Consider the following 15496-nt stretch of genomic DNA (forward strand, 5'->3'; position numbering starts at 1 on the left):
GGCCTTTCATGGAGGAGCTATGCCCAGTTGGCAAGCCTCGGTATTGAACCGGTTGTTAACTTATGTGGCGCGGCCATCGGTCAGTCGCGGCAGTGCCAAAGTCCCACTCAGTGCTATTCGTCAGCGTTTGCTGGAGATGGATCGTCGCTTGCTGGGCTGGCCGCCGGAACTCAAGGTCGAACACTGGCCGTTGAGCCACTCGCCGCTCATCCATTACCAGCTGCCGCAACCCAGAGAAGTCAGCCTCTTTTATATCCGCGGCGGCGGCTTCTGTTTCAAGACCCCCCATGCCCATGCCCGTTTCCTGGCCGATATCATGCAGCGCAGTCTGGCAGATTGTTACGTGCCCGATTATCGTCTGGCACCTGAGCACCCATTTCCGGCGGCCTGTGATGATGTGCTGGAAGCTTATCGGATGACGCTTGAGCATTGTGACCCGGACAAACTGGTGCTGATGGGCGACTCGGCCGGAGGCAATCTTGCTTTGAGCCTGTTGTTACAGCTGAAACAGCTTGAGTTACCGTTGCCGAGAGCCTGCGTGTTGCTGTCTCCGGCCTTGGATCTCGGTATTACAGGCGATACCGAGCGCATTTTGGCAGCTGACGACCCCTTGTTTACCGTTGAATCCCTGCTCAGACTCAGGGGGGCCTATCTCGCCGGTAGCAACCCCATGTCTGAGCGAGTCTCGCCGCTTTATGGCTGTTTTAAGGACTTGCCGCCCATCTTGCTGCTGGCCGGTACCCGTGAGTTGTTGCTGCAGGATGCCGAGCGCCTGCAACAGGCGGTATTGCGCGACGGCGGTCACATAGAAGCCGGTTTTTACCTCCATATGCCCCATGTGTTTCCACTATTTGAACTGCTGCCCGAGGCCACTGAGGCCAGGGGGCAAATCGCTGCTTTTATACGCAATAATCTGCTGTTATGATGAGTTGCTAACTATGCATTTTTTATGAATAGTTAGTGGTTCAGGCGTCAGTTAAGACTTTTTGTGACTATTTATGCCGTTAAATGGCAGTTATTTGCCTGCTTAATTCTCAAACTCAGATCTTTATGCATTTACAGGTTAATAACTTGGCCATGATTATTGATAAAACTGGTGTTTTGATCACAATTTCGCTAATAATGACACCTAAGCAACACAAGTGGGTGCAGTTTTGCTCACAAAAAATAAAGATTAACTGCTTAAATCGGTGGCCGTCAGAGCCGCCGATAACACAAAGGATGAGAAGGAATGAGTGTAAACATGAATTTGACACGTGCCCAGTTTGATGAAGTCATGGTGCCTAATTATGCACCGTCACCCGTTATTCCGGTTCGTGGCGATGGCAGTCGTGTTTGGGATCAGGAAGGCAAAGAGTATGTCGACTTTGCCGGTGGTATTGCAGTTAACTGTTTGGGCCACTGTCATCCAGCCGCCGTTGAGGCGCTTAAGGCGCAGGGCGAAAAACTCTGGCACTTGTCCAATGTGATGACCAATGAGCCGGCACTGGCATTGGCGACCAAACTGGTTAACGCCACTTTTGCCGACAAGGTCTATTTCGCCAACTCAGGTGCCGAAGCCAATGAAGCGGCCCTGAAACTGGCCCGCCGCTATGCTCTGGACAATTTCGGCGCCGAAAAAGATCAGATTATCGCCTTCGACAAGGCTTTCCACGGTAGAACCTTCTTTACCGTCAGTGTCGGTGGCCAGGCCGCCTACTCAGATGGTTTTGGCCCCAAGCCGCAGGGGATCACACACCTGCCATTCAACGATGTTGCCGCATTGGAAGCCGCGGTGTCGGACAAGACCTGTGCCATCATGCTGGAACCGCTGCAGGGTGAGGGCGGTATCATAAACGCCACTCCAGAATTTTTGGCCAAGGTGCGTGAACTGGCCGACAAGTACAATGCGTTGGTGGTGTTCGATGAGGTGCAAACCGGTGTTGGCCGTACCGGCGAACTGTATGCCTACATGGGCACAGATATAGTGCCGGACATTCTCACCACGGCCAAGGCCCTGGGCGGCGGTTTCCCCATCGCGGCCATGCTGACCACTGACAAGATTGCCGCTCATCTTAAAGTGGGCACTCATGGTTCCACCTATGGCGGTAACCCTCTGGCCTGCGCCGTCAGCAACGCGGTATTTGATGTAGTCAATACCCCTGAAGTGTTGCAGGGCGTTAAGCGTCGTGAGCAACTGCTGCGTGATGGCCTGGAAAAAATCAATGCCAAGTACCAGGTGTTTTCCGAGGTGCGCGGCAAGGGACTGTTGCTCGGCGCCGTGTTGAATGAGCAGTATCAGGGACGCAGCCGTGAGTTTCTGTTGGCCTCGGTCGACAATGGCCTGATGACACTGATGGCCGGTGCCAACGTGGTTCGTTTTACTCCTTCTTTGATCATCCCTGAAAGTGATATTGCCGAGGGTCTGGCACGCTTTGAAAAAGCGGTCGCCAAGGTGGTTGCCGCCTGATCCCCGTGGGCCCTGGCCCACTTAGCGCAATAGACTCACAGCTGCTGTTCTGACGGGCCATTCCTGACGGAGCAGCAACTGTGGATGAGTGGAGATTTAACCATGTTAATCATACGGCCTATCCGAGCCTCAGATTTTCCGGCGCTGCGCTGTATCGCCGAAGAATCGGGTCATGGATTCACCTCGCTGCCGGTCAATGATGAGCTGCTGACCCGCAAGATCGCCCGTTCGGAAACCTCTTTCGCCAAGGCGGTGGAAACGCCTTTTGATGAAGGCTACCTCATGGTGCTTGAAGACACAGAGACACAAGAGGTCGTGGGTACCTGTGGTCTGGAAGCCGCGGTGGGAATGGAAGATGCCTTCTACCATTACCGTCTGGGCACAGAGGTTTATCATTCGTCGCAGATAGAAGTACGTAACGAGGTTGAAACCCTCAGCCTGTGCCATGACTACACAGGTGCCGCCGAGCTCTGTACTCTGTTTCTGAGAGACTCCTACCGCAAGGGCAACAATGGCCGCATGCTGTCACGCAGTCGCTTTCTGTTTTTGGCCCAGCACGCCAATCGGTTCGGTGAAACTGTTATTGCCGAGATGCGCGGGGTCAGCGATGAAAACGGTAATTCCCCTTTCTATGGCTGGCTGCAGCAAAACTTCCTCGGCATAGACTTTGTTCAGGCCGATTATCTCTCTGGTCTGGGGCAGAAGGCCTTTATGGCCGAGATGATGCCCCGTAGCCCTGTCTATGTTTGCCTGTTGCCCGAAGCGGCGCAGAAGGTTATCGGTGAAGTGCACACCAATACACGCCCGGCCTTGAGCCTGTTACAGGCGGAAGGTTTCCGCTGGCGCAACTATGTGGATATTTTTGATGGTGGCCCCACGGTTGAATGCAACCTGGCGGACATTCGCTCCGTGCGCGAGAGTCGCCTACTGACGGTGCGTATCGGCGATATGCCTCAATCAAAGGACAGCTTTATTCTCTCCAACACCCATTTGGCAGACTACCGTGCCGGTTCGGCCAAGCTGGCGCTGACAGACGACAGTGAAGAAGTGATCCTGTCGAGCGAGTTGGCCGCCGCACTCTTGGTGGCAGACGGGCAATCGGTCAGGGTATTGGCAATATAGGAACAGCATAATGACACAATTTATCAAGGGCCAATGGCTCGCTGGCGAAGGCCAGGCAATGAGTTCAAGCAACCCGGCCAACGGCGAAACCCTGTGGCAGGGTAATGCCGCTACCCCGGCTCAAGTAGAAGCTGCCGTTGCAGCTGCCAGAGAGGCACAGTTTGACTGGTTTATGCTCGGCTTTGACGGCCGCCTGCAGGTGATAGAGGCCTATCGCGATCAGCTGGAAGCGCATAAGGGAGAAATTGCCGACACCATAGCGCAGGAAACCGGTAAGCCACTGTGGGAAACGGCCACTGAGGCGGGTGCCATGATAGGCAAAATTGGTCTGTCGGTCGCGGCTTATCACAAGCGTACCGGCGAAACTGAAAATGAACTGCCTGCCGGACGAGCCGTGCTGAGACACAAGCCCCACGGCGTAGTGGCGGTCTTTGGGCCTTATAATTTCCCAGGGCATCTTCCCAACGGCCATATAGTACCGGCTTTGCTGGCGGGCAATACCGTGGTATTCAAGCCATCGGAACTGACACCCAAAGTGGCAGAGCTGATGCTCAAGCTGTGGGAGAAAGCCGGCCTGCCCGCCGGGGTCATCAATCTGGTGCAGGGCGAAGTGGAAACCGGCAAGGCGCTGGCTTCACATCCTCAGCTCGATGGTCTGTTCTTTACCGGCAGCTCCCGCACCGGCCACTTGCTGCATCAGCAGTACGCCGGTCATCCGGGCAAGATCCTTGCCCTGGAAATGGGTGGTAACAATCCGCTCATCGTTAAAGGGATCTGTGATATCAAGGCGGCCGTGCACGAAATTATTCAATCTGCCTATATCTCCAGTGGCCAGCGTTGTACTTGTGCCCGTCGTCTCTACATAGAGAAAGGTGAGCAGGGCGATGCTTTGATTGCCGCCCTGGTTGCAGCGGTCAAAACGATAGCTGTCGGCCCCTGGAATGCTGAACCACAGCCCTTTATGGGCTCGATGATCTCTGAAGCAGCAGCCAAGGGCATGGTCGCGGCGCAGCGTAATCTGCAGAATCTCGGCGGGGTTTCGCTGGTGGAACTGACCCATATTGAGAGCGGTACCGGCCTGGTGTCTCCTGGGTTGATTGATGTTACCGAGGTGATTGAACTGCCCGATGAAGAGTATTTTGGGCCCTTGCTACAACTGGTGCGCTACAGCAGCTTTGATCAGGCGATTTCGCTGGCCAATGATACCCGTTATGGCCTTTCTGCCGGGTTGCTGGCCGATAGCCGTGAAGACTATGACTATTTCCTGGCACGGATTCGTGCCGGCATAGTGAACTGGAACAAGCAGATCACCGGAGCCTCTGGTGCGGCGCCATTCGGCGGCGTCGGGGCATCGGGTAACCACAGAGCCAGCGCCTTCTATGCGGCCGACTATTGTGCCTATCCCGTGGCTTCCATGGAGGCCGATGGTCTGAGTTTGCCACAGGCATTGAGTCCGGGACTTAGCCTCTGACAGTGAAGGGAAGCGCAGTGGCGCTTCCCTTTTTTGAACATACCATTTGCCTTTGGGCAAACTGCATTACACAGGGAATAACCATGCATACAGATATCAATGCGCTGTTCAATGCCATGTGGCAGGACTATATCAAGATGACGCCTTCGGCGGCCAAAGTGCATCAGCTGTTGGGTCAAGGCAAGGCGATTATTAACGACCATATCGCCTTGCGTACATTTAATCTGCCCAAGGTGGGCTTGGATGTGCTGGCAGCCCATTTCGAAGCGCTGGGCTATGTGGCTTGCGGCGATTATCGCTTTGAGCAGAAAAAGCTGGTGGCAAAGCACTTTGAGCATCCGGACCCGACTCAGCCCAAGGTCTTTATTTCTGAGCTGCTGGTGGAAGAGTTCAGCCCAGAGCTGCAACAGCGGGTTGCCGACTTGGTTGAGCAGATCCCAACCCAGGCTTTGACCGCAGATAACTTTACTTATTCAGGCAGACACTGGCAGCTTGACTATGACACCTACCAAGCCCTGCTCGCCGAGAGTGAGTATGCTGCCTGGGTTGCCGCCTTTGGTTATCGTGCCAACCACTTTACCGTGTCTGTGAACCATCTGGCCGAGTTCAGCACCCTGGCCGCCGTGAATACTGCGCTCAAGGAGGCTGGGTTTACCCTCAACAGTGTGGGCGGTGAGATCAAAGGTTCGGCCGAAGTCTTGCTGGAACAGTCTTCCACCATGGCCGACAGAATCCCCGTCGCCTTCGATGACAAGACGGTAGAGATCCCCAGTTGTTTCTATGAATTTGCCCTGCGTTATCCCAAAGCCGATGGTGAACTCTATACCGGCTTCGTTGCGGCCTCGGCAGATAAGATTTTTGAGAGCACTAATGCCATAGCTTAGTCGCAGGGAATTCAACGCTAACAATGTTTTGTTATTGATAAATATGGTTGTAGTTAAGCCCTCTCGATAAAGAGGGCTTTTTTGTATTTAAATAAATCATTCTGATTAACTGTGTGTTTTATGTTGTTTTATTAATGTTTTTGCCATGTTTGGTTTGAGTATTCTTTCCTTCGAGTTAATTTATATTTTTGATGTTTTTTATGACCTATATCCTGTTTTTAATCTATTTAGAATAGTGATTGGGTATTGGTGTTGATCACTGTGTTTTTCGCGCTTATGCTTATTTACATAAGTAACAATATGTATTGAGAGCATTCGAGCTAATATCGAGACGCTATTCCGTTTGGGGCGGCGGAAAATCACATGAATAATAGAAATAAGTCATATAGGAAAATTCAGTGTCTGGTCAGGTTGGCCATGCCTTTTCTATTATTTTTGGCTTTTTCTAATACAGCGATGTCGAATAAGTTTGAGGAAGTTAATACTCTCATTTCAATCGCCAATCATGAGGGTTCATCGGTACATAAATTGGCGATGTACACTCTGTCTCTCCCCTGTATTTTGGCTGTTAAGTTGGCAGACAATGCTGTTTTAGTTGAGCTTTTTAAGTCGATAGCCGTAAGTTGGTTTTTTGTTTTTTTCTGCGGACCACGAATCCCTAATCAGGGAGTCTCTCAACCTTCTTCCGATTGGATTCCCTATTGGACGCAACTGCTTCTTGAATGGGTTAAACCAATTCAAGGAAGCACCTCTTAGACTGGAAGTTTTCCAGGTTAATTCGTTTTAAATAAATTAAGGCTTTTTAAATATGAGATCCGGTAAATATCACCGCGATCTGGCCTTGTCACGCATAATAAAAAGTAAAAAAGCAAAGACAACATTACCTTTGCTGGGCTTTCTATTGTTTGCTGGACAAGCTCAGGCGGTTAACGAGTTTGAAATCAAACAGGAAGAATTTGGCGAATGGACTGCCTATTTCAACGCATCTTATACCCGCAATGTCTACAGTGAATCGGCCTTCGATGCCTACCGGGCTTATAGTCTGGATGCCAGGGTCGATTACAACAGCGATTGGGGCAGTGTGCTACTGACCTTTGGCGGTGAAAAAGAGACGCTGCACGGTAAGGAGTCAAGCTTTTTTGATCCCTTACTCGAGTATCGGACGCCGCTGTATTCCCTGACCGACACCCTGTCGCTCAAGGGCAGTGTCGGGGTTTATCTACCTGCGGGGCATTACACCAAGCTGGATAGATTGGAGTATGCCCCCAGGATTGCTGCCTATCTCTTCTATCGCCCTGAAGGTGATTTCAGCTTTTATCTATCTCCCAGATATAGATACAACGCCTACAAGTATAAGACTGCGGGTGAGCGGGTGCTGATTGAACATCAGGTCGATCTGGTGGCCGATGCCTACTGGCAGTTTGCCAGCCAATGGTATCTGGATATCAGTGGTCGCTATCGGATGTCGAAAAATTATCGTGGTCGTCGTATGGATGACCAATTCACGTTTGCCCAGGAACTGGGATGGATGCCTGCCGAGAGTTGGACATTGGCTATAGGTCATAACAACAGCGGCAGTTTTTATCACCCGGAATTGGGGCCTTCGGAAGGGTTTGAAGTGTATGACAAACGCAGTTCAACCTTCTATTTCTCAGTAACAAAATACCTATAAACTCAATTTATTCAGAGGATTAAATGAAGAAGTCAAGTCTGAGTCTGGCCATAGCTGCCAGTCTGTCACTCGCAGGATGTGGGGCAGGAGAAGAACCATATAAGGAATTGCCCAAAGATGAGAAGCAGATCAGCAGCGACTCGATAGAGAAGGCGGGTGAGCGCCAGTACCTCTATATTCGTAGCGTTGGTAAAGCGCCACGTTATGCCGGATCAATAAGAGGCTTCAGTCAGGGAGACCCTAAGCTGGTGACCCTGCATAAGACAGAGAATGGTATTCAGGTTCGTCAATTAGACCGTGACGCCATTGGCCTAGGTCATGATAGCCGTTATCAGGAAGGCATCAACCAAGCGCCAGTGCTGACCATTCCCGGTGAATACATCGACTTCAGATGTACCGAAGACAAGTGGCGTGAATGTATCAACGTCGAGCAGGTTAACACGGATGCCAACCTGACCTGGCAGGACAAGCGTTACTTTGTCCCCGACTTTGCCGACACCAAGATTGCCGAATTGGGGATCAACGATATCTTTATGTTTGGTGAGTGTGTCACTGAAACTGAAGATCCCAAATTGGTCAATACAGGTGCTTACAAAGGCTATGAAATGGATCTGGATAAAGGGGTGATCAACTTCGAGATTGAACACACCTATCAGGTTTCTGGCCAGTGTTTTAATAAGTTCCACGGCGGTAATCTGGACAATCTGTCATTCACCACCACTGAGTTTATCTCTATCGTGGCGCTGGATCAGTTGGCCAGCAAAGATTATCAACCCATCCCTTACAGTGAGCAGGAAAAAGGTACCTTTGGGTTCTTTAACTCCAGCCACAGCTATCGGGATAGGACCGACTCCGAAGGGGTGGATGGCTATGTTCGTACTTACTTGAACCGCTTCAACCCGGCCAAGGGAGAGTTGGTATATTACCTGTCCAACAACTTCTATGAGCCCAAGAACAAGCCGTTCCTGGATGCGGCTATCGAGTCTGTGACCGCGATGAATATCGCCAACAGCCGTTATCACACCGGCTTGCCACAGATTAAGCTGGAAAAAGCGGGCGATAAGCGCCATGGCGATCTGCGTTATAACCATATCACTCTGTTTGATGAACCATTGGACAATGGTCTGGCCGGTTACGGCCCTTCAGCCGCCAACCCACTGACAGGGGAGATTGTCAGCGCCAGGGTTAACCAGTACAGTTCCAACCTCAAGCAAGGTGCGGTACGTTACTATCGGCAACTGATGTTGGACTATAACCGTGGCAAGCTGGATGCGGCTTCGGTTGAAACCCTGACCGGCGTGCCTTATCAGCAAGCCGTAGTTAAGCCAGCGGCTTCCACCACATTGCAAGCTGTGCCTGCCGCGCTGGACAAGCCCGCCGATGTGATGATGGCCGCCGCTCCTACTGCACTGCCATTAATGCCTGATGAACAGCAGTTTAACGCCTTGGCCGATTTTGATGAGGCCAATCGCGACTATTGGTCCGAGCATACTTTGATGCATGTCGACACTGTGTTTGCCACAGGTGGTCAACAAAGAATGCTGCCCTCCGGCGTCAAGGGCCACAAGATTGATTGGCAGAATCCCGAGCTGTGGGTTAATGGTGATGTTGGCGGTAAGCTGCAGGCATTCGAGAAGCTGAGTCTGGATCTGCAGGATAGTCTGAGCACGGCGCTGGCCGCCCAGGCCTTTGCCGGTACCTTGACCCACGAAATGGGTCATAACTTTGGTTTGAGACACAACTTTGCCGGTAGTCGTGATGATGCCAATACCTTTAAACAGACAGAGTTGGAAGGATTGAACCAGGCCTTTGCCAGTGCCGGTTATCCGGAATTGAAGGTGAACGCCGAGTTTTCCAGTCAGATGGACTACAACGTCAACCGTTTTGCCACGACATTTGAACCCTATGACCTGGCGGCACTACGTTTTGGTTATGCTCGTGAAGTCGAGGCTAAAGACGGTGATTTTGTCTCCCTCAAAGAGGAAGATGCCAAGCGTCGTGAGGAGCTGAAAAAAGGCATACTTCAAGGGGAGACCCGCTACGGTGCGCTCTATAATATCGAGCAGAACCATGAGTTGCGTAGTTATGCTTTCTGTACCGATGAACATGTGTCGCTCAACAGTAACTGTAACCGTAGTGATGCCGGTAAGAACCTGGATGATATCGCTCAGTTCTATATCGACAGATACCATGACAGCTATGAAACCAGTAACCTGAGACATAACCGTCAGTCACTGTATGAAGACAGCAGTCTGAGTTACACCATTGCCCGTAAGCGTCAGTTTGACGAGATCCGCCAATTTATTGAAGATGTCAGTTTCCTCGAGGACATTTTCAATTTACCGGAAAACTTCTTTGCCAACGATTGTCAGGCCAAAGCTGCAGCCGGTCAGGATGCCTGGTATTGTGCCAATCAGCGGGCGATGAATAAGGCCGCTGACCTGTTCCTGCATCTTGCCGGTGAAAACGACGCCGTACTGGATGTTACCTTCCGTACTGCAGATGGTAAGGCTGTGTCCAAGCAGCAATTTAACTTCGCGAACTTGTTACAGCAGTATCGCTTCAAGAGTGCGGACATGACTGCTAAGTTTGCTCCGGGCGAAGTGATCAGCCAGTTTGCCGACTCTCCAGAGACGCTGAAGGAACTGCTGATTAATGCCAGTATCAAAGCGGAATACCGCGATCTGGTGACTGCCGATGTTACCTTCGCCGGCCGTTTGCTGAACGGGATCAAGGCTCCGGAAGGCTCGCCTAACCATCCTTATGTCAACGAGCGGGATGTGCTCGGAGTATGGCCTGACAAGCTGTTGGCAGTGCGTGCCTTGGTGAGCCGAACTACCCCGAGATCGACTTCCAGCCGTGGTCATAAGGCGCTGGTGGATCTGCCACAAACCGGCAAGTTGTTCAAAGAGATGCTGTGTCGTATGGCGCTGGGTAATGGCCCGGATCTGGTCAGCAATGGCAAGCCTTTGTTTGCCGATGCCTGTAACAGCAGCCCGGAACTGGCCAAGTATCTGCCTTATTACAGCGACTTTGCCAGCCAGAGCATAGAGCCTCTGCCTAACTATGACCGCACTGTATCACGCTTCTTCGGCTTTGATACCGTCAATGGTCAACCCAAGGGTAAGAGCAACTTGTTGCAGATGGTGCTGAGACAAGTGGTGTTGGCTTCGGTTGATAGCGACTATCAGGGCGAGCAAAAGGCCAGGGTATGGCGTGAATACGTTGGTATCCATCAGGCTGCTCCCGGACTGGATATTCAGGCCCAAATTCCTCTGAACGGTAAAATCTATGCTGCCACTGCCGAGAACAAGTTGGCGCTGGCATTGATTGCCCGTATCAAGGAAGTGGAGCAGTTTGTCGCAGCCGCGGCTGCCGATGTGCTGGATCAGACTGTCAATGGTGAAACTGTTCGTGAGAGATTGAACCAGCAGTTAACCCGTGACCGCCTGGCATTAAGCTATCTGCCAGTGCTGGATTAAGTGACAGCATAAAACCAAAGAACCCAGCCTTGGCTGGGTTCTTTTTTGTGGGGAGATGACCGCCGAGCCCGGGCGTATAAATGCCCCTTGGTGGTTTCCTACGCTTTCAGGCCTTAAAGGTCAGTGAAACCTTGAGCCCCCCGAGTGCCGGGCTCTTGCAGAAGTCGATATCCAACTGATACTGCTCGGCAATATCCTTGACTATTGACAGCCCCAGTCCATGACCATTGATCTCTTCATCGAGGCGATTGCCGCGGCGGGTGAGGGTTTGCATGTTTTCCTCTGCCACCCCAGGGCCATCATCTTCGACGCTGACATATACCTGCCCCTGATGTTGCCACACTCTCACCAATACCTGGCTTGAGGCCCACTTATAGGCGTTATCCAGCAGGTTACCGAGCAGTTCCATGCCGTCTTCCCTATGGATTGGCAGCCTGGGAATGCCTTCGCTGATATCGAAGCGCCAGCTGATCTGTTTGTGTCTATGCACCTTGTCCAGGGTTTGGCACAGGCTTTCTAGGTCTCTTGGCAGCACCAATTGTGCCGCCGGTAGCATATCGCCGGTGATCCGCGCTGCCGCCAGCTTACGCTCTATCATCTTGTGGATCTGATCCAGCTGTTGTTCCAGAGCCCTGGCGGTATCGGGATCTTTCAGCCCCAGCGCTTCGACCTGTTGGCGCATTACTGCCAGCGGCGTCTTCAGGCCATGGCTGAGGTTGCCCAGATTATTGCGGCTGCGCTGAATTTGGTTACTGGTGTATTCAAGCAGCTCGTTGTAGGTCTCGGCCAGGGGTTTGACTTCGGGAGGTATGGTCTCCAGCGACAGCGAGTTGATCTCCCCCTCCCTGAGTTTGGCCAGTGCCTGTTTTATCTGCTTCACCGGCTTGAAGGATTGCCGCAATACCAAGAAAATCCCCAGGATCATCGCCAGCAACATGGCCAGGTTAACACTCAGCTTGGTGCCATAGACCTCGGTAAATACCTTGCGGCCTATGCTGAGATCCTGCGCTACCGTCAGGGTGGCATTGATCTTCTTGCTACTTGAGGTCAGCCCCAATGACAACAGTTGAATATCGTGGTTTTGTGGGCCCTTGGTTTGCCAGGCGCGGGTTTGCCCTGGCTCTAACGGCACTATCTCCAGGCGTTGATCCCACAAGGAGCGGGAGCGGATCTCCCGATCCGGCAGATTGAGCTGATAATAGCGCCCGGAATAGGCGGGTTTGTAGAAGCCGGAGAGCAGGCTCTGATCGATGAGGATCTCGCCGTCATTGAGATGAGTAGCCAGCGCCACCTGTTCCAGATCTTCCTGTAAGCGGTTGATGATAGAGTCGTGGAATGCCTGACGCAGCATGGATTCCATAAACGCCAGGCCTATCAAGGTACTCAGTAGCACCAGTGCTGTCAGCCACAGGCTCAGCTTGGTGCGAATGGACATCATCAGGATTGGCTGCCGTGAAAGATATAACCTTGGCCGCGGCGGGTTTCTATCGCCGCCTTGCCCAGTTTCTTGCGCAGGTGGGTGACATAGACCTCGACCACATTGCTCTCTTTCTCATCGTCAAACTGGTACAGCTTGTCGGTGATCTGTGCCTTAGAAAGCAGCTTCTTGGGCGACATTAGAAAGATCCGCAGCAAGCGGAATTCCATGGCCGTGAGGTCAAAATGTTGGCCATTGACCGTCACTGTCTGTTCGGCTTCATCCAAACTGACGCCGCCGAAGTTTAACTGTTTGCCCGGTACATTGGCGCGGCCATGGGTGCGGTGGATAATGGCCTGCAGTCTGGCCAGCAGCTCTTGGGTATGGAAGGGTTTGCCCAGATAGTCATCGGCGCCGGCATTGAAGCCTTCGACTTTCTCGTGCCACTGACTGCGGGCGGTCAACATAATCACGGGAGTGGACAATCCCTGTTGACGCCATTTCTCCAGCAACTGCAAGCCGTTGCCATCGGGCAAGCCAATATCGAGAATGATACAGTCATACTGGGTTTCTTTGACCAGGTAGTCGGCTTCTACCGCTTTGTCTGTGACATCTGTGACATAGCCAGCCTGTTTCAATTGTTTTGCCAGCTCTTCAACCAGCAGGGCGTTATCTTCAACGAGTAGCAGTTTCATTGGGACGACATTCGCTCGGTAATGGGGTTTGGTTATCGGGTAAGCCTGTGCCTGCATCCAGACTCAGACTGACGATACGACCATGTTCGACTTTTATCTGCAAATCATAACGCCATTCACCCTCTTTCTGATAGAGATGAGCGTCGATCAATTTGCCATGGCACACCCATTGTAGCTGAGACAGTGTGGCATCCAGGGAGAGGATCGTCCCGGACTTCACTAATTCTTTGGCGATATCGTGATCGGGTTCCAGGTGGGGACTGGCTACTTCAGCCTTTGCGGTACTCAAGGTCAGGCTAATAAAACAAATGAAAAATAGCCCTCTCAATTGATGCTCCTGAAAAACAAAAGTGGCCAAGGTTATTACCTTGGCCACTCTATAGAATCAGGCTTAAATCAAGCTGAAGCTGACTTAGCGGGTGCCGTAAACCACAATGGTTTTACCATGAGCCTGGATCAGATTTTGCTCTTCCAGCATCTTGAGGATGCGGCCCACGGTTTCGCGGGAGCAGCCAACGATCTGACCGATTTCCTGACGGGTGATCTTGATCTGCATGCCGTCTGGATGGGTCATGGCATCGGGCTGTTTGGCCAGATGCAACAGGGTCTGAGCGATGCGACCGGCCACATCAAGGAAGGCTAGGTTGCCCACTTTCTGGCTGGTGCTTTGCAGACGATGTGCCATCTGGGCGGCCAGCTTCATCAGAATTTCTGGGTTAACCTGGATCAGCTGCTTGAACTTCTTATAAGAGATTTCAGCAATTTCACAGGCTTGTTTAGCGCGAACCCAGGCCGTACGCTCGGCTTGCTCTTCAAACAAGCCCAGTTCGCCGATAAAGTCGCCTTGATTCAGGTAAGAGAGGATCATTTCCTTACCTTCTTCATCTTTAATCAATACGGCAACAGACCCTTTTACTATGTAATACAGAGTGTCTGAATCTTCACCAGCATGGATCAGGGTGCTTTTGGCTGGATACTTATGAATGTGACAGTGTGATAAAAACCATTCCAAAGTCGGATCTGGTTTTGGCTTACCAATCAGAGCCATGCCTATGTTCCTCGATTGATTAAAACGAAAGTAAGGATATTCTAAATAAGGATTTTGCGTCAATGCCAAAGGTTCAACTTTGCACTTGGTCTTACTTTAGATTGAGTGAATCAACGCAATTAAATCGCTAATCTTGGTTATCATTTTGATACTTTAGTGATACATGTCAACCAATACAGATTAAAAGCCCCTGGAATCGCTCCAGTCTGTAGGTTAAATCACATCTTCTTCGCCTTGCTCACAATCCGCCAAGCCGTTAGAGGGCTATTATTAGGATTTTATTGTTGGATTCGCCTCGACTTTCACGCCGGGTTCGAGCTAATTTATGAGTCAGTATGCATAGAATATTAAAGGGTATCAGAGTGAAATCTCCCCTAATTGCAGCGGTTGCCATGTTGGCCTTGAGTCTGTTCAGTGAACAGACTCAAGCCTTTGCCATTCCCCAGCCAAGCAAGGAAATTGCCGCCAGCAAACTGGCCTATATTCAGCTCAATGCCGCCAATGGTGAAGTCGAGGCTCAGTACCTGCTCGGTTTGATGTATCTCTCCGGCCGTTTTGTCGCCGAAGACAAGGTTGCAGGCCTTGCCTGGTTGACCAAGGCTGCCGAAGGCGGCGAAACCAAGGCACAACAAACCTTGGCTGACCTGGCATTTGAAGGCAAGTTGATGCAGCGGGATCTGGTGCTGGCGGAGCGTTGGTATCTGCCGTTGGCTGAACAGGGCAACCATTGGGCCAGGTTCAGACTGGGTTTCCTCTATGCTTCCGGCGGCGAGGGCGTTGACCGTCACTGCGGCAAGGCTGTGGCGTTTTTCAGTTCGGCCGGAGATGACATCTCTCTAGGTAATGCCGCCTGGATCCTCGCCACTTGCCCCGAAGCCAAGTACCGAGATGGTGGTCGAGCTTTGGCGCTGGCCAAGCAACTACTGGAAGACAACAATCAGGATCCGACCAATCTCGATAACTTGGCGGCCGCTTATGCCGAGTTGGGAGATTTTAGCGCCGCGGTGGCGACTCAACAGCAGGCGATCACGGCCTTGGAGTTGTCACAGGATCTCGGTAAAGTGCTGGAATTCCGGCAGCGGCTGGAGAGTTACCGCAGCCACAAACCTTACCGGGAAGTAGTTCCCTTGATGGAATAATGGCTTTGCTGCAGTTATCACGCCGAACCAAATCTGTGTGGAATAGCCGATAATTTTAAATGCAAATTGAGGCCAAATAGTCTGCTATCCATTGAAATAAAAGATAAAAGTAAAGGC

The 15496-nt window shown here is 51.6% G+C and carries 12 protein-coding genes; 8 read left to right on the forward strand and 4 right to left on the reverse strand.

The genetic code is table 11. The features are described from left to right. Nucleotides 1–19 precede the first annotated feature (19 nt). The 7 genes from CBE72_RS15425 to CBE72_RS15460 all read left to right on the forward strand — a co-directional run bounded on the left by CBE72_RS15425 (nt 20) and on the right by CBE72_RS15460 (nt 11080). Nucleotides 20–925: an alpha/beta hydrolase gene (locus tag CBE72_RS15425; protein WP_100144769.1), complete on the forward strand. Its 906-nt coding sequence runs from the start codon at nt 20–22 to the stop codon at nt 923–925. A gap of 306 nt (nt 926–1231) precedes the next feature. Next, the gene (locus CBE72_RS15430; RefSeq protein ID WP_100144771.1) at nt 1232–2449 is read left to right on the forward strand and encodes an aspartate aminotransferase family protein; all 1218 of its coding nucleotides are present in this window, start codon (nt 1232–1234) and stop codon (nt 2447–2449) included. Nucleotides 2450–2551: 102 nt separating this feature from the next. After that, nucleotides 2552–3571 carry an arginine N-succinyltransferase gene (astA, locus tag CBE72_RS15435; RefSeq protein ID WP_100144943.1) on the forward strand — a complete coding sequence of 340 codons (1020 nt, stop codon included), beginning with the start codon at nt 2552–2554 and terminating at the stop codon, nt 3569–3571. 10 nt (nt 3572–3581) lie between these two features. Next, nucleotides 3582–5042 carry a succinylglutamate-semialdehyde dehydrogenase gene (gene astD, locus CBE72_RS15440; RefSeq protein WP_100144773.1) on the forward strand — a complete coding sequence of 487 codons (1461 nt, stop codon included), beginning with the start codon at nt 3582–3584 and terminating at the stop codon, nt 5040–5042. 83 nt (nt 5043–5125) lie between these two features. After that, the gene (locus CBE72_RS15445; protein ID WP_100144775.1) at nt 5126–5926 is read left to right on the forward strand and encodes a DUF1338 domain-containing protein; all 801 of its coding nucleotides are present in this window, start codon (nt 5126–5128) and stop codon (nt 5924–5926) included. Between the two features lie 901 nt (nt 5927–6827). After that, a complete protein-coding gene (locus CBE72_RS15455; protein ID WP_167387686.1) occupies nt 6828–7598 on the forward strand; it encodes a hypothetical protein in 771 nt (256 codons plus the stop codon). 23 nt (nt 7599–7621) lie between these two features. Next, complete coding sequence (locus tag CBE72_RS15460) at nt 7622–11080, forward strand: zinc-dependent metalloprotease (RefSeq protein ID WP_100144781.1); 3459 nt, start codon at nt 7622–7624, stop codon at nt 11078–11080. Nucleotides 11081–11186: 106 nt separating this feature from the next. Here CBE72_RS15460 and CBE72_RS15465 read toward each other — a convergent pair whose 3' ends face one another. From CBE72_RS15465 to crp, 4 genes are all read right to left on the reverse strand, one after another. Next, nucleotides 11187–12518: an ATP-binding protein gene (locus CBE72_RS15465; protein ID WP_100144783.1), complete on the reverse strand. Its 1332-nt coding sequence runs from the start codon at nt 12516–12518 to the stop codon at nt 11187–11189. Beyond that, entirely contained in the window at nt 12518–13192 is a 675-nt protein-coding gene (locus CBE72_RS15470) for a response regulator transcription factor (RefSeq protein ID WP_100144785.1), read from the reverse strand. The genes CBE72_RS15465 and CBE72_RS15470 overlap by 1 nt, the downstream gene beginning before the upstream one ends. After that, nucleotides 13173–13520: a PepSY domain-containing protein gene (locus CBE72_RS15475; RefSeq protein ID WP_100144945.1), complete on the reverse strand. Its 348-nt coding sequence runs from the start codon at nt 13518–13520 to the stop codon at nt 13173–13175. Before CBE72_RS15475 ends, CBE72_RS15470 begins: the two co-directional genes overlap by 20 nt. Before the next feature lie 84 nt (nt 13521–13604). Then, nucleotides 13605–14240 carry a cAMP-activated global transcriptional regulator CRP gene (gene crp, locus CBE72_RS15480; protein ID WP_025011303.1) on the reverse strand — a complete coding sequence of 212 codons (636 nt, stop codon included), beginning with the start codon at nt 14238–14240 and terminating at the stop codon, nt 13605–13607. A 356-nt stretch (nt 14241–14596) separates the two neighbouring features. On the opposite strand from crp, the gene CBE72_RS15485 reads away from it, so the two are divergent. Next, nucleotides 14597–15379 (forward strand): tetratricopeptide repeat protein, encoded by a 783-nt coding sequence (locus CBE72_RS15485; RefSeq protein ID WP_373289266.1) that lies wholly within the window; start codon nt 14597–14599, stop codon nt 15377–15379. The last annotated feature ends 117 nt before the right edge of the window (nt 15380–15496 follow it).

Source organism: Shewanella carassii, assembly GCF_002777975.1.
Lineage (GTDB): Bacteria > Pseudomonadota > Gammaproteobacteria > Enterobacterales > Shewanellaceae > Shewanella > Shewanella carassii.

What these genes read in the sequence shown, in the direction of transcription:
- CBE72_RS15430 (WP_100144771.1), top strand. Translation starts at nt 1,232, where the DNA reads ATGAGTGTAAACATGAATTTGACACGTGCCCAGTTTGATGAAGTCATG.
- astD (WP_100144773.1), top strand. Translation starts at nt 3,582, where the DNA reads ATGACACAATTTATCAAGGGCCAATGGCTCGCTGGCGAAGGCCAGGCA.
- CBE72_RS15460 (WP_100144781.1), top strand. Translation starts at nt 7,622, where the DNA reads ATGAAGAAGTCAAGTCTGAGTCTGGCCATAGCTGCCAGTCTGTCACTC.
- crp (WP_025011303.1), bottom strand. Translation starts at nt 14,240, where the DNA reads ATGGCTCTGATTGGTAAGCCAAAACCAGATCCGACTTTGGAATGGTTT.
- CBE72_RS15465 (WP_100144783.1), bottom strand. Translation starts at nt 12,518, where the DNA reads ATGATGTCCATTCGCACCAAGCTGAGCCTGTGGCTGACAGCACTGGTG.
- astA (WP_100144943.1), top strand. Translation starts at nt 2,552, where the DNA reads ATGTTAATCATACGGCCTATCCGAGCCTCAGATTTTCCGGCGCTGCGC.
- CBE72_RS15470 (WP_100144785.1), bottom strand. Translation starts at nt 13,192, where the DNA reads ATGAAACTGCTACTCGTTGAAGATAACGCCCTGCTGGTTGAAGAGCTG.
- CBE72_RS15425 (WP_100144769.1), top strand. Translation starts at nt 20, where the DNA reads ATGCCCAGTTGGCAAGCCTCGGTATTGAACCGGTTGTTAACTTATGTG.
- CBE72_RS15445 (WP_100144775.1), top strand. Translation starts at nt 5,126, where the DNA reads ATGCATACAGATATCAATGCGCTGTTCAATGCCATGTGGCAGGACTAT.